Source organism: Natronomonas halophila (genome assembly GCF_013391085.1).
GTDB classification, from domain to species: domain Archaea; phylum Halobacteriota; class Halobacteria; order Halobacteriales; family Haloarculaceae; genus Natronomonas; species Natronomonas halophila.
In genome coordinates, this window is the sequence record NZ_CP058334.1 from 2,008,068 (window position 1) to 2,027,342 (window position 19,275).

A 19,275-nucleotide genomic window follows, 5' to 3' on the forward strand; every position below is an offset into this window, starting at 1 on the left:
ACCATGAACGAACGATCGATCACGCAGTACTACCGGAAACATCGGAAGGCCATCGTCACGGCGACCAGTGGCCTCCTCTACGGCGGTGGCTGGAGCCTTGGCCACCTCACGAGTTTCGATATGGCAAGCGCCGTCATCCTCGTCTTCGCGACGGTCGTGGGAGGCTACGACATCGCCCAAACCGCCTACCACGAGGTTTCTAACCGGACGCTCGGCATCAAGACGCTGGTGACGCTGGCCGCCATCGGTGCCATCATCATCGGCGAGTACTGGGAGGCCGCCGCTGTGGTCTTCCTGTTCAGCCTCGGCAGCTATCTCGAGGGCCGGACGATGCGGAAGACCCGGACGGCCCTCCAGGAGCTGCTGGAGATGACGCCCGACACGGCGACCGTCCGTCGGGACGGGGAACTCCAGGAGGTACCCGCCCGCGAAGTCGAAGAGGGCGAAGTCGTCGTCGTGAAGCCGGGTGGGAAGATTCCGGTCGACGGGACCGTCATCGACGGCGAAAGCGCGGTCAATCAAGCACCGGTCACCGGCGAGAGCGCGCCCGTCCACAAGGCCGACGGCGACGGGGTCTACGCCGGGACGGTCAACCAAGAAGGTGCGTTAGAAATCCGAACGACGGGTGCGGGTTCGGACACGACGCTCGAACGCATCATCCGCCGCGTCGAGGAGGCCCAGGAGGCCCAGTCGCCCACGGAGAGCCTCATCGACAGGTTCGCGAAGTACTACACGCCTGCCGTCATCGCCCTGGCTATCGGCGCGTATGCAGTCACGCAGAATGCGATCCTGTCGCTGACGCTGCTGGTCATCGGCTGTCCCGGGGCGCTGGTCATCGGGCCGCCGGTCAGCATCGTCTCCGCAATCGGGAACGCCGCCCGGTCGGGCGTCCTGATGAAGGGCGGTGAACACCTCGAACGCGCCGGCAAGATCGACCTCGTCGCTTTCGATAAGACCGGCACTCTCACGAAGGGCGAAACCACAGTCGCCGACGTCGAGGGATTTGGCATCGCTGATGACGAGGTCCTATCGCTCGCGGCGACTACCGAAAAGAAGAGTGAACACCACCTCGCCGACGCCATCGTTGACGCAGCTCGCGAGCGCCCGACCGCTGCGACGGATGGCGGTGCGACGGTCGCGAACGCGGTCGAAGCCGACCGGAACCCCCGGTCGATTCCGGACCCTGACGATTTCGACGTGGTCGCCGGCAAGGGCGTCGTCGCTCGCTACGACGGCCACGAGATAGTCGTTGGTAACCGCGCACTGCTGGACGACCGCGGTATCGACATCCCCAGTCGGGTCGCCGACTACGTCCGCGAGCGTGAGGAGCGCGGCGAAACGGTCGTCCACGTCATCCGGGATGGGGACGTCATCGGCACAATCGCGATGCGGGACGAACTCCGAGAGGCCGCCCCTGACGTCGTCGCGGCACTCCGGGACGCCGGGATCAAGACGATGATGCTCACCGGCGACAACGAACGGACGGCCGCCGCCGTTGCCGAGGAGGTCGGCATCGACGAGTACCGCGCCGAACTCCTCCCCGAGGACAAACAGTCCGTCATCGAGGCCTGCCAGGCGGACGGACACGTCGTCGCAATGGTCGGCGACGGCATCAACGATGCCCCCTCGCTGGCGACCGCCGACGTCGGCATCGCGATGGGTGCCGCGGGAACGGACACCGCCATCGAAACGGCGGACATGGCGCTGATGGCCGACGATCTCGAACGCATCCCCTACGCGGTCACGCTAAGCAAAGCGACGCGCTGGAACGTCCTCGAGAACGTCGGGCTCGCGGTGCTGACCGTGACCGTCCTCCTCGCGGGCGTGCTTACCAGCTACATTACCCTTGCGTCGGGGATGCTCGTACACGAGGCCAGCGTCCTCGCGGTCATCCTCAACGGGATGCGACTGCTCCGCTACTGAACATCAAAGACGATCACCGACACCATGACATCGAATTCAGCTCCGACTGACGTGACTCACAATGGAACCGACTGGCAGGTCAACTACGATGTCGACCCGATCGAAATTCGCGACCCCGTTGCGGAGGCCCTCGGCGTCCTGGAACCGGGCGAGCCGTTCGTCATCACCTACACGGACGCGGTGAAAGAAGCAGGACACTCCTGTCCGACTGCCTCGGGCGCCTACCGGATTGTCCAACTCGGACTCGATACCCTGTATCCCGATAGCTATCCGGTCCGAAGCGAGGTCGAAGTGCAAGCACCCGGCTCGCGAGACGACGCGACATACGGCGTGATGAGCCGCATCATCTCGTACGTCACCGGCGCGACCGAAGACGACGGGTTCAGCGGACTTGCCGGCGGCTACGGCGGGCGCCGCGACCTCCTGCACTTCGATGCGTTTGACACGGACACGACGGACCCGACATTCCGGTTCCGGCGAACCGACACGGACGAGACAGTGCAGGTAACCTACCACGTCACCGACGTTCCCGACGGTGGGCCCGCAATTGGGAATCTCCAGCAGATTCTCGACGGGACGGCGAGCGAGCAGCAACGGGAGGCCTTCGCTGACGCCTGGCACCGCCGCGTACAGGTCGTCCTCAGCGATGAGTCGCTTTTCACCATCGAAACGATGTAGCAGGCCCCTGCGTTATAACACGGGATTCGAACAAACGACGTAATGTGGCTTTCGCTGCCGCGGATTTCGGTCTTTCACCCGGTAGCGTCACCCCATTAGTTGCCGATGCAGCAGATACCATCATAGATGGTGTTCGGTCCGTTGAGACCGCATTCAACCTTGACCTGCAGCCCACAAGCGAGCGTTTCCACTTCCGATTCACCTTGGTAAACTTGCAAACGCGACAACAGGGACGCTCGCTGTCCGTCGGGTTCTGATGCGATGGTCCCTGTTCTGTGTGGTGGCCGTGGCGATCGGCCATGCCGCTCAGTCCTCCCGTTTTAATCGCTCGCGCCGGGTTTCGAACTCCTCGTCGGCCAGTTCGCCTCGAGCGTACGCGACGCGCAGTTTTTCAAGCGCAGTGTCCTCACTTCGAGTGTCCACTTGACGGGTCCCTCGGTACAGGAGATATCCTACTCAGACGGCGTCCGATATCGATATTTACTGGTGTTTGGTGTCTCTAAAATGGAGAGACATCGGGTGACGAAACCGGTTAAAACCTGCGCGGCATCGGGATCCAGCGAAACAATGATTCCCTCGTCTGGGCCCTCCGGAAACTGGAAGACTAGACCGTTCTCGTGGATCTCGGCCCGTGCGTAATTCTCTCCGAGTGGTGGGTAGTCTTCCTCACGAACTAAGGGTTCATCCTTGCGCGCTCGTTCCATGACATCAGGAACTTCCTCGCCGAGCGAATCCAGTTGGAGATCGCGACGGACATGAATCGCCTCCCAATCGTCCGCATCGTAGTAGAATGCCGTCCGATATGAGCTACCAGCTCGTTCTTTGACGAATTGATGGAGCTCCCGATGCTGCTCGCTAATCATACCTAGATATTTCTATCCTTTTGTGTTTATATTTTTCTAATAGTTTACCCAAATAATCACACACGGTGTGAATAAATCGAACTTACAAGAGACGGTCCGAAGATTTCATACAAAACTGGAGGGCTCATCCGAACCAACACGGATTGCCTTCCGAGTGATGCAGTCGAAGAGGCCACAAAACCTATTCCCAACCTGAAGTACCTCTCTCAGTACGTCGGTGGGCAACTGGTAGGGGTACCGGCGTTTCTGCCCACCAACAGTTGATTCGATAGCTGTCGGTATGAGCGCGTAGAACTCCAAGAAGTACCTGTCCTGCATCAGCTATCGTCAAAAGTCATACCCAGCGATAATCTTAATTCAAATTATTAGTATGATGAATTTGAGCGCAAAATGACGACGTCAATCTCGTCTGTCGATAACGCGAGATACACCGTCTACCGGATAATTCCGAGCGAAGAGCATCTTGATGCTGACGCACTCCGGGATGTGTTCGAACGCCTCCACAGTGTGGACACCTCCTCTCGGTTCGGATTCTGTCTCCTCACTCAGGCCGACCGGATCGAATATTATGCGTTCGCCGACTCCGAATATCGCAATACAGTCGAACATACGCTCCGGGGACTATTCCCTGATAGCGCACGAATTGAAACGACGGAACTGCCACCCGAATTCGAAATCGAGGAGCCGACCGCAGCACTGGAACTCCACGGCTGGGGCGATCGACAGGACGACTGGCAAACCCGCCTTCGTCCGGTCGTTCGTGAAAATGCCACCCCACAGTTCCCGCTTGCTGCTGTCGTCAATACGTTAACCGAAGCCGAATCGACGGTCGCCTACCAAGCCGTCTTCTCCCCGAAGCGGGACTGGCGAGCCGACGCTCAAGTTCGCATCGAACAACTCAAACGGAACACCGACACTCCCAGTCAACGATTCTTCGACTTCCTCCAGGGCGAGTACGACCCCGATCCCGAGTTCGAGGACGCTAGCCCGGAACATCAGGACCGTATCGAATCGATCGAAGCGATGGATGCGCGTCGATCCTTCGTGGTCAACGTTCGTGCTATTGCTGATGGCCCTGACGCCGAGGCAGTTTTGGAGGAAATCACCACGGTGTTCGGTCCGGTCGGTGGGGACTTCTACGAACCCACTGCACGCGTCTACACCGACTCGGAACGGACTGAAACCGTCGCCTCTCAACTCCGGGCCGCTGAGTGTATCGAGGAACTCCCGTTCCGAACGCGTCTCAAACAGCGGCTGCCCGTCACGGCGAACGTTTCACCAGCGATCGTTGCGGACCCACTTACTGCCCCGAACTTCTGTCTGCTCGATGGGGCGTCGCTGACCGCCGAAGGCCGTCGGGCACTCGAAACAACGCCGAACGAACAGACGGGAATCCCGCGGCCCAACGACGACATACTGGCACAGTACGACGAGGGCATGCTCCTCGGGCGGCCACTCACGACCGACGATCAACCGACTGACCCACCAGTATCGCTGCCGCCGTCGCTACAGCCTCTCCATGCCGCCTGGTTCGGGAAAACCGGCTCCGGGAAATCAACGTCGCTGATCAACGCTATCCTCGAGAACCACGGCGCCACCGAGGGCGCGGATATCCTTATCGACCCGAAAGGCGACGGGATGCCCGTCGAGTACCTACGTGCGCACTACGCCAAATACGGCGACCTCGATGATGTCTACTACTTCGACTGCACCGAAACGTTGCCGGCAATCTCGTTTTTTGACATCCGCGATCAACTGGCGGACGGCATCGACCGCACGACGGCCGTCGAAGACGTCGTCGACCACTATATCGAGATTCTCATCGGAATCATGGGTCGGGACCGCTTCGAGCAGGCGGTCCGTTCGCCGGACATCATCAAATACCTCGTCAAGGCGATGTTCGACCCGGTCCACGGCGACGACGCCTTCGCACATCGCGACTTGGAGGACGCGGCAACGCGGATGCACGAAACCCGCGATGCGCCACCCGTCGTCGACGAAGACCTCCAGCGAATGCTCTCGGGTGTCGCTGCCAACAGCAAGCGCTCCTTCGACGAACTCATGCAGGGGGTTGCAAACCGTATCGAGAAGATCCCGCTCGATGACCGCCTCGGGCAACTCTTCAATCACGTACCCGAAGGCGACGATCCGAAGTTTGACTTCCGGGAAATCCTCGACGAGGACGCGGTCGTCATCGTCGACACGGGCGGCCTCCGTCCGGCGAGCCAGCGGACCATCACGCTTGTCCTCCTGTCGGCGCTGTGGAGCGCGCTACAGCGTCGAACACGAGCGGCCGATACGGACGACCACCCGCTCGTGAACCTATACCTGGAGGAGGCTGCGTCCATCGCGACCTCCGGACTACTGTCGGACCTGCTTGCCCAGTCGCGGTCCTTCGGGCTCTCGATAACGCTGGCGATGCAGTTCCCCGCACAGCTTCGGCAGGCCGACAACGAGGCCTACGCTGAGGTCCTCAACAACGTCTCGACGATTATCACGGGCAACGTCGCCGTCGACGACGACCTCGCCAGGCGACTCGCCACGGAGGACATGCCGCCCAGCGAGGTCGCGAACCGCTTGCGAGCGATTCGTCGCGGCCAGTGGTTCGTGTCGCTGCCGTCGGCCTTCGACGTCGAGGAACCCCGGCCGTTCCTGCTCAAGAGCGCGCCGCTGCCGCCCGGCCATCCTGATGGAGATAACACGTTTTTGGCGGCCGAGGAGACGGCGTTCGAGGCTGCCTTCGACGTCGTTCGCGACCGGACGCGCCTCGACCACGGCATCGATATCGCGATGAACACGCGTCAGGCGACGATGGAACGGCATGCCTCGAGTGAGGCCAGCATCGATTCCGAACCCACTGCCGAGGACTTAGAGTCCGCACCGGAAGTCGATACGGACGCTCGTGTTGACTCCGCACTGCCGTATACGAAACGGCTTCCAGAGGTAGTCGACTACGACGGCGAAGCTCACGCACTCGTTTGCGGCGCTTGTGAGACGCGCTATGACCCGACGAGCGATGGGATGCGTCACGCGATACGGTGCTGTAACACGATTGAGGACGTCGACCGCGACAATATCCCGATCTGCGAACTCAATCTCAAACTCTCAGTTGACGAGCGTCGACAGAGCCCATACACCGACGCACAGTTGCGATTCCTGCAGGCAGTCTATGCGGCCCACCAGCGGCGCTTCGACCCGGAACTGGAGTACGACCTCCTGTATGATAGCATGGTCCGCCTACAGGAGTACGTCGGCGTCGACAACCCCGAAGTACAGGAACTGCTGGACGCGGACCTGCTTTCCGAGGATTGTTCGTATCCACACAAGCTCTATACCGTCACGCCGGAGGGTCGGGAAGCCGCCAACATCAGTCATCGTGAAGGAGTCGCCCACGGCGATGGAAAGGGTGATCTGAGCGAATCCTCCCTGCACGTCGGGATGGTCGAACTCGGTCGGCGGTATATCGAACAGACGTTCGTCGAGGACGACGACTCCGAGGCCGTCGATGCCGTGAGCTATCACGAGGTCGACGACTACCGACTTGATGCCGCTGGGTTGGATGCCGACGGCGAGGTCGTCGTTACGATGGAAGCCGAACGGTCGAATCACGACACGCTCCGAGCGGTCCCGGAGGATTACGACAAGATGGCCAACCACGATCCGGAGGCCGCCATCTGGGTCGTCAAGAACCGTGACGGTGCGCACGACGTCCTCGATGCGCTCAATAACCCACCTGAGGGCGAGGCACGCGTCGAAAAAGAGTACAGTCGAAGTTCACCGCCACAGCAGTTCAAGATCGACGAGCCCGGGCTGACGGACGTGTTTACCTTCCAGTATCTCCGGGATACGATACTGGAGTGACTCTCGACCCGAGATTGCTACCGCCAATCGAATAGCGACCCGCTCGATTCGCGTTCTTCTTCTAATTCTGCTTCGAGGGCTTTCCGTCGGGCGCGTTCCTTCTCCAGTTCGGCCTGTAACTCCGCTTTCTCTTCGAGAACGTCGCTCAGGCGTTGCTCCAGTTCTTCGATTCGTTCGAGCCGCTCTCGTTCTCGAGAATCGCGAGAGGTCGACTCCTGTGGCTGTTGCGTGGGTTGCGTGTCTGCTTCGTCGAATTCACTGGATGGATCGTAGAACTCGCTCGTTCCAGCGATGGCCCGCTCGATCGTTTTCTCGCCGTAGGTACTCCCGTCGGCGAAGTGTTGCTCGTCCCATTTCTCACGCATCAGCCCCGAGTCCCGGAATAGCCGATTGATCTGCCGGGCATCACCGCCGGTCCAGAAGGCCAGCAGCGAACACAACGCCATGTCCGCTTCCGACTGGCTCTCGTATCCGGCTGTGTTGCCGCGATACAAGGCTTCGAACTTCTCCCCGTTTGCGGCGTTCTTCGCCTTCTGGAGGAGTTCTTCGTCATCGAGGGAGCGATTTACCTGCTTGTTGTCGACATTCTTCGATTCTGATGTCTGCTGTTCGTCGGGCGCGAGATACTCGTCATAGACGGCTGTAAGTGCGTCTTCCCGTTCCTTGATCGCTTCAGGCGTTCCGTCGACGTGGTCAGCAGTTACGGTGAAAAAGCGCGCCGTCTCGTAGAGTTCCAGCTCGCCCTTGCGATTGCGGCCCTCCGGAAGCGAGCCAGCCACGAGCACATGATAACCGGTGCCGGAGGGACTAACCTCAGTAAAGGAATCGAGCGTCTCGATGACGTCTTTGGCCCACGCTTCGGGTTGCCCCGTCTCCGGGTCTCGGCAGTCGTCGAGATCGACACCCACAATCGAGTCCGAATCGGTAAACACGAAGCCGAGGCCGTCCTCCTGCCCGAACTGCACTTGCTCACGAGCCGTCTCGAATGCCGCCCACGTCTCCGCGTCGGTCGTCGACGCGAACTCTCCGGTGGTCGGGTCGATCGGAATCTTCGTCGTTTTTCCATCACGCTCTTCCGCACGCCAACAGAGCCACTGGTCGTACTCCAAGAGCGTGTCCGGGATCTCGTCTTGGTCTGGCAGCGACTCCGACATTTAATTTCTGATTGTATATTAATAACTAAAGAATTCTGTTCGTGGCGGTAGTTGCGATTCCTACACCCCCTGCTGAACGAGTGTACGGTAGTGTAAATGGGTGTAACGCCTGATTTATTGAGTATACGGTCGTTCCGAACGCCGCAATGTGAGTTCAACCTCACTGTGTAGCGGGGGGATTGGTGATTGCACTACACCGCTAACAGTTGGATTCACACGCGATATCGGTACCCCTCGGTTTCGGGTCGAGAGAGGTCCTCCAATAGCTACGGTACCGCTGACTGTTCGATAGCCACGGGTGTAGACTGGCAGTAGATCAATCGTAACGACAGTAGACGGTAATCCTGAAACCCCGATACACCCCCGGATGTATGGGGGTGTATCGCCGGTTTTCCAATTTTGAAATAACCGGTATACTGGCCAGTTTACTGTCTCGCATAGCCGCCGTTGATTGGGTTCGGGACGCTTAGCCGTTCCTTGGGACGTTTGTTGATAACCGATCTGAAATACCTCTGTTATCGTTCGTCGTGTGCCGCATCGCTTTGCTCACATCTGAAGTCACATCTCTCATTGCGGACGGCTCTGTAATCGTACACCCCCTTGTAGCGGGTTTACAGCCGACTTAACGCCTGAAATCACCGTATCTAACCGTGTATTGTGTGGGGCTTCTGCCCCGTATATTACAAACAGTGTACCGACTCTCCGACCGGTCGAATATTTATTACTGAATAGGAGGCCAGAGACCCTCGGCCGACGCCCTGGTGGTTTTATTTGGCCGTGTACGGGTGGCGGCCAACTCGGGTCGTTCAAAACCATGAGTCAGAAGACAACAGATCCAGACGGTCGACTCGGCGTCTACAAGCAGTTCAGCGATGTTCCTGAACGACATCGGCTAGAATCCTACCACGACCAGTACCAAGGTCGAGATCTGTGGGGTGAATTCCTAATTGAGGTCTATTTTCCACAGCACAACGCCTATCAGACACAACAGGAAGCGCGTCGAACCGGTCGCAAATGGCGGCGTGTCATGGACGAACGCGGACGACACCATGCACTTGCACGGCCTGCTGATGTCGAATATCTGTGTAGAGAACTCCTTGAGAACGTAACTCCCCTCACTGCCTACAAAACGTATTGGGGGAAGTTAGAACGGTTCTATGACTGGCTGCTTTGGCATACTGAGCACCCTCATCTGTATAATCCGCTACTAATGGCTGCGAACGAACATGAGGCAGCTGGCGAGATCTGGGAGACAAAGATGGAGGAAACACTATGAGCGACGAAGTCAGCGACGATCCGGAAACCCGGATTGCTGAAGCATTCGATCGTAGCCAGGACCCACTTGCAGCGTTCGAAGACGAGTTTACCACGGTGGATGTCGATCCGTTTGAACTGTTCGTGATTGAGTCGGTAGAACAGCGCGATCTGGTCGAGACCACCATCGAAGGATATCGGCGAGTTCACCGACAGTGGTGCCAGTTCATGGAACGTCAGGGTCGTCATCCGGCGTGTCCAAGCGAACGCCATGTTGCGGCGTTCATCGAGCATCTATACGAAGACCGAGATAATCATCCGAATACGGCACAGTCGAAACTGAGGCGGCTGAACGAGACCTATCAGTTCTGGCAGCAGTCCCCCGCGTTTCCTCATCCGACTGATTTCAATCCGATATCGCTGGCTATGTCGAAGGTCTCGTTCAGTGCTTCGGAGGATCAAAAGGAGTTGCCGCCACTGTCGATGAGCGAAGTTCGGGGTGTTCTCCAGTCGATTGACGCCCTTCGTGATCAGTTGATAATCTTCCTGCAACTGAAACTTGGCTTGCGAGCCAGTGAACTGACCAATATCCGCATCGACGAAATCGCTATTCGATCAGCTACTCTCCGAGAGGCGTATCCTGAACTCGGTTCACACTGGAGTCTGAGTGGTCGGCCAAATACGATCTTCATCCCTCACGATAGAGATCGAAACAAGTCCTGTCGACCGCGTGTGTTACCACTGGATGAAGAGACCAGACGGCTTCTGGAACAATACCTGTATCTGCGACCGGATAACGGTGAGCCGTGGCTCGTGCTCTCGACAGAGGGTCATAACAAACTGTCCCATCACGACGTGAACAATCTCTGGATCGAGTATTTTAGACCGATGTACGAAGAGACGAAACACCACCGAGCCGTTGGGAGCCACTTCGGTCGACACTTCTTCACCACGTATTGGCGAATCGAGAACGGAATCGACCGGCAACTACTTCGATATATGAGAGGCGACCGAGCTGAAGGAACGTCTATCAAGGACCGTGCCGGTGTAGACGAGTATATTCACACCTACTACGAGGACGTGGAGGACGTCTTTCGGAATGAAGGCTACCAGCTTCTGACTGGGTAGCCCGTCCGCCTTTTCGCCCATCACCGTATCGCGTCGCCTCAGGCGGTCCAGTGGCCGTTCGGCCGCTGCAGTTCGAGGGTGACGTTGTTCCCGCCCGAATCGATTCGGTCGAATTCGAGGGTGCCGCCGGACCGTTCCGTGATCCAGTGGACGAACCACAACCCGAGTCCACTCGTGTGGAACGTCGGGGTTAGCGACGTGAAATCATCCAGCGGGAGGTACTCCATGTCCGGTATCTCGGGCGCGGAATCGACTACTCTAACCGCGACCGTCGATTCGCGCAATCGCACCACGGCGTGTACGGAGGGTTCCTCGGCGTCGTTGTGTACGATGCCGTTCTCGATGAGTTCACGAATCGCCTTGTCCACGGCCGGCGCGGCGACGGCCGTCGCCGAATCCGGCATATCATAAGTGATTCTGCTGTCCGGGTACTCCTCACGGACTTCCCGAACGACCGATTCGATGACGTCGACCACGTCGAGTTCTTCGACGGGTTCGCGCTCGGTCAACAGTTCGACGATTTCGTGGTGGTTATCGAACAGCGAGAGCAGTTGCTCCGATGCGGTTTCGATTCGGCCGGCCACTTCGGAGGGTCGGGCCGTGCCCTCCCGGAGTCGGTCGGCCTGTCCGTTGACGATGTTGACCTTGTTGCGGAGGTGGTGTTGCAGCAACCGGTCGACGGCATGGAGGTGCTGGTCTCGGGCGACTCGCTCCGAGATATCACGCCCGATACCGACCAGTCCGACGACCTCTCCGTCCCGGACTAATCGCTGTTTGCGGAATTCGAAGGGAATCTCCCGGCCCCGTTTCGTCACGACGGTCGCCTCGATGACGTCCTCGCCGCCGGCGAAGACCGACGCGATCGATTCGGAGACGCGGTCGGCGTCGGCGTCGACGAAGAACTCCTCGACGTGCATCTCTCGAACTTCCGACTCGTCGTAGCCCGACACCTCCAGCAGGGCGTCGTTCCACCGTTTCAGGTCCCCGCCGGGCGTGATGACGTAGAAGACGTCCTGCAGCGCGTCGAGCGCGTCGTCGATGAGCTGGCGTTCCGCCTCCAGTTCCGCCTGGACGTTCTTGAGGTCCGTGACGTCGATGATGACCGCTTGCCCGATATCCTGTCCTTCGTATCGTCCGGGCGCGGTGGTGACCCGGATGCTGCGCGTCTCGCCGTCCACTCGCTGTAGTTGCATCTCGGTGGGTCCCGCCGACCGTTTGTCCCCGACGACCGTCGCGAGTTCTTGCTTTGCCGTGTACTTGTCGTCGGGGTCGATGAAATCGAAGATGGAACGGCCGATCAACTCCGACCGAGAGGAAAGGCCCAACAGGTCGACGACGGCGTCGTTGCCCCAGAGTACCTCACCGTCCGCATCGAAGAGATTGATCGGCGCCGGCGAAGCCTCTATCAACTGCCTGTAACGCTGTTCGCTGTCGTTCGACCGGAAGAACCTCATGGACGCTACCCACCGCGTCGTTCGACCGGGGAGGTGCCTGAGCGATAATTCCGGGCCATCGGTTTCGATGTAATCCGGCGGGAAATGTGTTAAGTGTTCACATAATGTTACGACACGAGGCTCTCGGGGAGATGGCCGCTTTGGCTATCGAAGGGGGAGGTGTCACGCGCTTCGCCCCCCGTGACACGCCGGAATCCCGAGGCAGAACGCTATTAATACCCGGCGACGACACCGCCACACGATGAACACCTCCCTCGACGACCGCACCGTGCAGGCCGTCCTCGTCGTCGTGGCCGTCGGCTTGCTCGCCCGTTTCGTCTTCCTCGGGGCCCGCATCTCCCATTACGACGAGGCCCGCGTCGCGTGGTGGGGCCTCGAATACCTCCGGACCGGCGAAACGACCTATCGGTACATCATCCACGGCCCCTTCCTCCAGTTGCTCCATCGGCCGCTCTTCGCCGCCTTCGGCCCGACGGATTTCGTCGCGCGTGCGCCCGTCGCGCTGATTACCGGTCTGTTCCCGCTCGTGGCGCTGTGGTTCCGGCGCTATCTCTCGGACCTCGAAGTCGTCGGGATGGCGCTGTTCCTCGCGCTTAACCCGATTATCCTCTACTATTCGCGGTTCATGCGCTCGTCGATGCTGGTGGCGGCCTTCTGTTTCGTTGCCTTCGCCGCCCTCGTGCGGTTGCTGGACGGCGACGGCATCTCGTATCTCTACACCGCGGCGGGCGCGCTGGCGTTCGGGTTCGCCGCCAAGGAAAACGCCATCGTCTACGCCCTCTGTTGGCTCGGGGCGGGCGCGCTGCTGCTCGATACTGCGCTCTTTCGGCCCCGCCAGCACGACAGCGGGTGGGACCTGCTGACGACGACGCTCGGCGACTGGCGGCAGCGGTACGGCCCCGATACCCCGGCCGGCCGCCAGCGCCTGCTCGGCTACGGCCTCCACCTCGTGGGTGCGGTCACGCTGTTTGCCCTGCTCACGTTCTTCTTCTTCGCGCCGCGGGGCACCGAGGCGGGACTGTGGACCGGCAACCTCTCGCTGACGCTGGATGCGACGCTTTCGGACATCTCCGAGGGCCTCGACTACTGGTTCGGGCAGGGCGAGGAGACGACCTTTACCACCTACATCGAACGTCTCGGACTGTTCGTGAAGACGACGCTGACCTACGCGGGCCCGCTGTTCGTGCTGTCGCTCGTCGGCTTCGTCGTCGAACGGTACGCCCGCCCGAACTCCCGGCCGCTGGTGTTGGCGTGTGCCTACTGGGGCTTTGCCAGCGTTCTCGGCTATCCGCTCGGTACCGACATCTGGGGGGCGTGGATAATCGTCAACGCGCTGGTGCCGCTGTCGGTGCCGGCGGCGGTCGGCCTCGGCTTCCTGCTGGATATCGGCCGGGACGCGGTGGCCGACGAGGACCGCGTTAGCGTGGCCGCGGTCGCGATGCTGTTGTTGCTCGTCGTCGGACAGGTCGCGGTCGTCGGCGGCGGGGCGGTCTACGCCCAACCGACCAGTCCCGACAACGAACTCGTCCAGTTCGCCCAACCCCAACAGGAGATGCGGGCCTCGGTCGATGCGACGACGGCCGCGGCGGCGGCCAACACCGACGGTCCGGATGCCCTCTTCTACGGGGGTGAGGACTTCGTTACGATGGACGAGACGGCGGTCCGGTCGCCGGCCTGTATCAACTGGTTCCGGACGCTGCCGTGGGCGTGGTATCTCGACGCCAACGACGTCTCGGTCACCTGTGCGAACTCGACGGGGACGATGCCCGAGCAGTTACCGCCCGTCGTCGTCGCTCAGGCCGACTGTACGCTCGAACGGGCCGTCGCCTGCCGCGACAATCCCGAGGCGCTGTCGCCGCCCCAGGAAATCGCCCAGCGGGTGCCGGACCGCTACGAGCGGCACGCCTACCTCCATCGGACGACCGGCGGTTCGTACTTCCACGGCGTCGTCGTCTACGTCGACCCCGAGGCCTAGTCGTCGAAACCGCCCTCGACGGCGTCGCCGGTCCGAATCTCGAAGCGCGCGCCACCATCCTTGCTTTCCGTCGCCTCGACCGTCCAGTCGTGTGCTTCCGCGATTTCACGGACGATAGCGAGGCCGAACCCGGTTCCGTCCTCGTGGGTCGACAGCCCCGGGTCGAAGACCTCCTCGCGGCGGTCCGCGGGAATCCCGGGGCCGTCGTCGGCGACGTAGAAGCCGTCCTTCAGGAGGCCGACGGTGACGGTGACGTCGGCGCCCGCATGCTCCACACAGTTCCGAAAGAGGTTCTCGAAGAGTTGCGTGAGTCGGCTCCGGTCGGTCCGCAGGGTCGTCGTCCCGTCGGTCACGAGCGTGGCGCCGTCGGTGACGACGTGGCCCCACGCGTCGGTGGCGACCGATTCGAGGTCGACGGACTCGGTCTCGTCGACGGTCGTGCCCTCCCGGGCCAGCGTGAGGATGTCCGTGATGAGTTCCTCCATCCGGTCGTGGGAGGCTTCGACGGCGCCGAGATGCTCGCTGTCGACCTCCTCGGCAAGGAATTCGAGGCGGCCCTGTGCTACGCTGAGGGGGCTCCGCAGGTCGTGGGAGATGACCGAGGCGACGCGTTCGAGCCGTTCGTTCTCCCGGCGGAGTTCGGCCTCGGTGCGGCGCTGTTCGAGGCCGATGCCCACCCAGCGGCTCATCAGGTCGACGAGCGTCACCTCCCAGTCGTCGAAGGCCGGTTCCTTGGCTTCGTCGCTGTAGAAACAGAACGTGCCGTAGAGGTCCCCGTCGACGAAAACGGGCGCGCCGAGATAACAGGCCATGCCGAGGTCCCGCACCCCGACCCGTTCGAACTGGTCCGGCGCCTCGTCTTCCAGGTCGCCGATGACGACGTCGCCTTCCGTCGAGACGACGCGTTCGCAGACGGTCGCCGACAGTGGAACGGTATCGCCGGCCTCGACGGCGCCGTCGTCGGCCTGGACGATTTCGAAGACGTACTGGTCGCCTTCGACGTGCGAGAGCGTGCCGTATCTCGTTCCGAGGGTCCGACAACCGATTTCGAGGAGGGTCGCCACCTGCTCGTCGAAGGACTTCCCGCGGGCGGCGATGACCTCGTACATCTCCCGGAAGGCCGCCTCCCGGGTTTCGAGGGAGGCTTCGGCGTGGTCGTCGCGGCGCTCGACGACCGCAAGCACCAACGGTTCCTCGGTATCCAGCCGTGTGAACGTGACCGTACAGGGCCGGCGGCCGCCGCTCGCGGTTTCGAGCGCCGTCAGCCGAACGGTCTCGTCGCCCGCGAAGCCGGCTTCGAGACCGGTCGCGAAGGCGTCGTCGGCGAATACGGTCCGGTGATGTTCGCCGTCAAGGGGCGCCTGCCCGGCCATCTCGTGGAGGGCGTCGTTGCTCCGGCGTATCGTCCCGTCGGCCGAGAGAATACAGAGCGGGGCCCCTATGGCGTCGAAGGCGGCAGCGCCGACCCGGTCCGAACTCATTACCGCTTATAGGGGCGGATAGCTTTTGAACCACCCGATTCCGGTGGATTTCGGTGACTCGTCGGCTTCGAGGAGGGGCTATCGCTCGTCGATGGTGGGTCGCGGCACGAAAAGAGGGTCAGCCTCGTGGTGGCCGTCACAGCAGGCCGTCATCGTCGGTCGACAGGGTGTCGTCGATGGTGTCGGTGGTGTCGTTGACGGTGTCGTCGACGGTGTCAGTCGTATCGTTGACGGTGTCGTCGACCGTGTCGGTCGTGTCGTCGATGAGACTCCCATCGGGCGTCGGTGTCGGTGTCTCGGTGGGCGTCGCCGTCGGCTCCGGGGTCGGCGTGGGCGTCGGCGTATCGGTGGGCGTATCGGTCGCTGTCGGCGTGGGCGTCGGCGACGCCGTCGGCGTATCGGTGGGCGTGTCGGTCGGCACCGGCGTCGGGGTTTCGGTCGCCTGGGTGCCGCTGACTGCGGAACTCTCGGTTGGCGAGGGGGTCGCCGTCGTAATCGCGTCCTGGCCGGCGTCGGGCGCGTCGTTGGGGACCGGCAGCGGCATCGCGGCCGCGAGGAAGCTTATCAGCACTAGCATCGTCACGACGCCGATAACCGTCGCCGTGGTCCGCGAGTAGGTGGCGGCCTTGTATCCGCTCCCGCCGTCGTCGTCGCTCGTCGTGGATGAGGGGGACGTGTTCGGCCCATCATTCGCAGCAGTCGAGGAACCGGTCGCGGTGGCGCTCGTGGTCCCTTTGCTCCGGGACCGTGACCGCTTCGAGCCGAACTCCGGCGGTTCGGACTGTTCGACGTCCTTGACCGAACTCTCGACGCGGTCCTGTGGCGCGCCCGCCGTTTCGTCGTCAGGTGCGGTGGGCCCGTCGCTTCCGTCGTCAGACTCGTCGTCATCGTCCAGCGCGGCGGCCTCGACCGCATCGAAGGCGGCCTCCATCGGGTCGATATCGGTATCGCCTTCGTCGCCGGTGTCCGTGTCGTCGGTGTCCGTGTCGCTGGTGTCCGTGTCGTCGGTGTCCGAACCGCCGGCCTCCGCGCCGTCCTCGTCGGTTTCGGCCGACGTGTCTTCGGTGTCGTCCGCATCGGGGAACGCTTCGACTACGTCCGCGGCCGCGGTTTCGTCGGCGTCATCGTCCTCCCCGTCATTGAATATGAATCCAACCTCGTCGGCTTCCGAGGCCGTCTCCTCGATGGCGTCGTCGGCGGCTTCGTCTGCCGCGGTGTCTGCCATGGCGTCTGCCGTGGCGTCGGCAGCCGCACCGGCACCGACGACGCTGGCGGCGGTTTTCCGCTCGCCGAACAGCGACGTGAGGACGCTGAGGTCCTGTGGTTCGTGGGCCGCGGGTAGCAGGTGGAAGTGGGCGTGAGCGCCGGCCTGCTCGAACTTCGAGGTCATCTCGTTGAGGAACTGGAAGACCCGGTTGGCGTCCACGTACTGCAACAGCGCGGTGACCGAGTCGAAGCAGACGACGGTCTGCTGGTCGGTGTCGGCCCACGCCGAGAGGAACTCGGAGATGGCGATGCCGACGCCGGTGAGGTCGCTTGGGTCGGAAATCCGGCGGACGGCGGGCCCGCCGCGTCGGTCGGGTTCGCTGCGGCCGTCGGCGCCGCCCATCTCGACGCTCACGATGCCGATGTTGGCGGGTGGGGCGTGGGCGTGGTCGCGCCACGCGGCGAGTCGCTGGTCGGCGGATTTCGTGAACGTGACGAACACCACGTCGACGGCACTGGGGTCGTCGACCCCTGAGAGGGTCATACACGCCTCCTCGTCGCAGTCGTCGTGGCCGTCCACCTCCAACAACACGTTCGCCGCCCCTGATGGTGTTTCGTCGCTCATTGGTAGTTACACCCGCGGTCCGAAGCGAGGCTCCGTGACCGCTGATTATCATGTGTTATCGCTTACCAGTATAATACTCGCGCTCCGTTTCAGCGCTCGAAACGACCGATACCTCCGCGCTCAGTCCGACTTCTCACCGGATTCCCGGACCGTCAACACGGGCGGGTCGGCCGTCCGAAGGACGCGCTCGGTCGTGCTGCCGAGCAGGGCGCGTTCGAGGCCGCTCCGTCCGTGAGTTCCCATGACGATGAGGTCGACGTCGTTCTCGGTGGCGTAGTCGACGATGACCTGATGGGGCGCGCCCGCGCCGAGTTCGGCGCGAATCGACGTGATATCGGCGGCTTTCGCCTTGGTACGGGCGTCGCTGATGGCTGCCTCACCTTCGGCTTCGAGGGAATCGTACAGCTCGGGCTGGTCCTCGGTGGGAATCCGCGTCTCGTCGACGACATAGAGGAAATGCAATCGGGCGTCGTGGGTCTTGGCGTGGTCGATAGCTTCCTCGACGGCCGCCGTCGCACACGTCGACCCGTCGGTCGGTACGAGGATATCGTCGTACATATCGCCGACTTCGGCCGAGAAACCCTTAAACGGCCGTGGCGATGTTCGGCGGTAGCTTCTTGCCCGCCCCGTTCCGAAATTTCGAGTATAAGAGTTGTGCTGGTGTCAAATACAGCCAACCGTGTGAGGGAAGCATGACGACGCATCGTGAACCGCTGGATTCGGTGCTCGAGACCGTCGGAGAGACGCCGCTGGTTCGGGTGGGGGCGGCCCCCGAGGAGGTCCCCGTCTACGCCAAACTGGAGTCGTTCAACCCCGGCGCCAGCGTGAAGGACCGCATCGGCGAGCACATCATTCGCGGGTTGCTGGAGCAGGGTGACCTCGACCCCGGCGGGACGATAATCGAACCGACCGCCGGCAACACCGGCATCGGGATGGCGCTGGCGGCCACGCAGTTGGACGTCGCGGCCGTCTTCGTCGTCCCCGAGAAGTTCAGCGTCGAGAAACAGCAACTCATGGCCGCCCTCGGCGCCGAAGTGGTCAACACCCCGACCGACGACGGCATGGAGGGCGCCATCGAGCGCGCCCACGCCATGGCCGCCGACCGTGAGAACGCCGTCGTCCCCCAGCAGTTCGCGAACCCGCTGAACGTCGAAGCCCACTACGAGACCACCGGCCCCGAAATCTACGAGGCGCTGGACGGCGAGGTCGGCGCGGTCGTCATGGGGTGTGGCACCGCCGGTACCCTGATGGGCACCGCGAAGTACCTCCGCGAGCAGAACCCCGAGACCCACGTCGTCGCCGTCGAACCCGAGGGCTCCCTTCTGGCCGAGCGGTTCGGCGAGGAAAACGAGAAGCGCGAGTACCACATCGAGGGCATCGGCACCCACGACCCCACGACGAACGAACTGTTCGACCCCGAACTGGTCGACGACGTCGTCCAAATCAGCGACCGACGCGCCCACGACGAACTCAAGCGCCTCGCCCGCGAGGAGGGCCATCTGGTCGCCTCCAGTTCCGGCGCCGCCAGCGCCGCCGCCCTCGATACCGCCGAGGCAATTCGCGACGGCGAGGTCGATGTCCCCTACGACACCGTCGCAACGGTGTTTCCCGACTCCAGCGAACGCTACCTCTCGAAGGGTATCTACGAGTCCTTCGAGGGATGGACACAGTAA

At 61.9% G+C, this 19,275-nt stretch carries 14 protein-coding genes and 1 pseudogene; 7 read left to right on the forward strand and 8 right to left on the reverse strand.

What is annotated here, in order from left to right; genetic code table 11:
- The first annotated feature begins 3 nt into the window (after positions 1–3).
- Entirely contained in the window at positions 4–1,923 is a 1,920-nt protein-coding gene (locus HWV23_RS10765; RefSeq protein WP_178290403.1) for a heavy metal translocating P-type ATPase, read from the forward strand.
- Between the two features lie 24 nt (positions 1,924–1,947).
- Positions 1,948–2,601 carry a hypothetical protein gene (locus tag HWV23_RS10770; protein ID WP_178290404.1) on the forward strand — a complete coding sequence of 218 codons (654 nt, stop codon included), beginning with the start codon at positions 1,948–1,950 and terminating at the stop codon, positions 2,599–2,601.
- A gap of 306 nt (positions 2,602–2,907) precedes the next feature.
- Here HWV23_RS10770 and HWV23_RS10775 read toward each other — a convergent pair.
- From HWV23_RS10775 to HWV23_RS10785, 3 genes and pseudogenes are all read right to left on the reverse strand, one after another.
- A pseudogene (locus tag HWV23_RS10775) lies at positions 2,908–3,057 on the reverse strand (SHOCT domain-containing protein); the annotation flags it as partial.
- Positions 3,054–3,464 carry a DUF7522 family protein gene (locus tag HWV23_RS10780; protein ID WP_178290405.1) on the reverse strand — a complete coding sequence of 137 codons (411 nt, stop codon included), beginning with the start codon at positions 3,462–3,464 and terminating at the stop codon, positions 3,054–3,056. The pseudogene HWV23_RS10775 and the gene HWV23_RS10780, both read right to left, overlap by 4 nt.
- A gap of 105 nt (positions 3,465–3,569) precedes the next feature.
- Positions 3,570–3,782, reverse strand: coding sequence for a hypothetical protein (locus HWV23_RS10785; RefSeq protein WP_178290406.1), 213 nt, complete (start codon positions 3,780–3,782; stop codon positions 3,570–3,572).
- A gap of 72 nt (positions 3,783–3,854) precedes the next feature.
- On the opposite strand from HWV23_RS10785, the gene HWV23_RS10790 reads away from it, so the two are divergent.
- Positions 3,855–7,325 carry a type IV secretory system conjugative DNA transfer family protein gene (locus HWV23_RS10790; RefSeq protein ID WP_211693231.1) on the forward strand — a complete coding sequence of 1,157 codons (3,471 nt, stop codon included), beginning with the start codon at positions 3,855–3,857 and terminating at the stop codon, positions 7,323–7,325.
- Positions 7,326–7,342: 17 nt separating this feature from the next.
- On the opposite strand, the gene HWV23_RS10795 is transcribed toward HWV23_RS10790, so the two are convergent.
- Positions 7,343–8,479: a phage NrS-1 polymerase family protein gene (locus HWV23_RS10795; protein ID WP_178290407.1), complete on the reverse strand. Its 1,137-nt coding sequence runs from the start codon at positions 8,477–8,479 to the stop codon at positions 7,343–7,345.
- Between the two features lie 814 nt (positions 8,480–9,293).
- Between HWV23_RS10795 and HWV23_RS10800 the strand changes: the two genes are divergently transcribed.
- Both HWV23_RS10800 and HWV23_RS10805 read left to right on the forward strand, forming a co-directional pair.
- Positions 9,294–9,755 (forward strand): hypothetical protein, encoded by a 462-nt coding sequence (locus HWV23_RS10800; RefSeq protein ID WP_178290408.1) that lies wholly within the window; start codon positions 9,294–9,296, stop codon positions 9,753–9,755.
- Positions 9,752–10,861, forward strand: a complete 1,110-nt coding sequence (locus tag HWV23_RS10805) for a tyrosine-type recombinase/integrase (RefSeq protein ID WP_178290409.1) — start codon at positions 9,752–9,754, stop codon at positions 10,859–10,861. The genes HWV23_RS10800 and HWV23_RS10805 overlap by 4 nt, the downstream gene beginning before the upstream one ends.
- Before the next feature lie 38 nt (positions 10,862–10,899).
- On the opposite strand, the gene HWV23_RS10810 is transcribed toward HWV23_RS10805, so the two are convergent.
- Complete coding sequence (locus tag HWV23_RS10810; RefSeq protein ID WP_178290410.1) at positions 10,900–12,315, reverse strand: PAS domain-containing protein; 1,416 nt, start codon at positions 12,313–12,315, stop codon at positions 10,900–10,902.
- A gap of 241 nt (positions 12,316–12,556) precedes the next feature.
- Here HWV23_RS10810 and HWV23_RS10815 point away from each other — a divergent pair, with 241 nt between their 5' ends.
- The gene (locus tag HWV23_RS10815) at positions 12,557–14,290 is read left to right on the forward strand and encodes a flippase activity-associated protein Agl23 (protein WP_178290411.1); all 1,734 of its coding nucleotides are present in this window, start codon (positions 12,557–12,559) and stop codon (positions 14,288–14,290) included.
- On the opposite strand, the gene HWV23_RS10820 is transcribed toward HWV23_RS10815, so the two are convergent.
- The 3 genes from HWV23_RS10820 to HWV23_RS10830 form a co-directional block, all read right to left on the reverse strand.
- The gene (locus tag HWV23_RS10820) at positions 14,287–15,771 is read right to left on the reverse strand and encodes a GAF domain-containing sensor histidine kinase (RefSeq protein WP_178290412.1); all 1,485 of its coding nucleotides are present in this window, start codon (positions 15,769–15,771) and stop codon (positions 14,287–14,289) included. The genes HWV23_RS10815 and HWV23_RS10820 overlap by 4 nt on opposite strands.
- A gap of 136 nt (positions 15,772–15,907) precedes the next feature.
- Entirely contained in the window at positions 15,908–17,602 is a 1,695-nt protein-coding gene (locus HWV23_RS10825) for a DUF7504 family protein (RefSeq protein WP_178290413.1), read from the reverse strand.
- Positions 17,603–17,722: 120 nt separating this feature from the next.
- Entirely contained in the window at positions 17,723–18,160 is a 438-nt protein-coding gene (locus tag HWV23_RS10830) for a universal stress protein (RefSeq protein ID WP_178290414.1), read from the reverse strand.
- A 134-nt stretch (positions 18,161–18,294) separates the two neighbouring features.
- On the opposite strand from HWV23_RS10830, the gene HWV23_RS10835 reads away from it, so the two are divergent.
- On the forward strand, positions 18,295–19,275 hold the full coding sequence (locus HWV23_RS10835) for a PLP-dependent cysteine synthase family protein (RefSeq protein WP_178290415.1): 981 nt from the start codon (positions 18,295–18,297) through the stop codon (positions 19,273–19,275).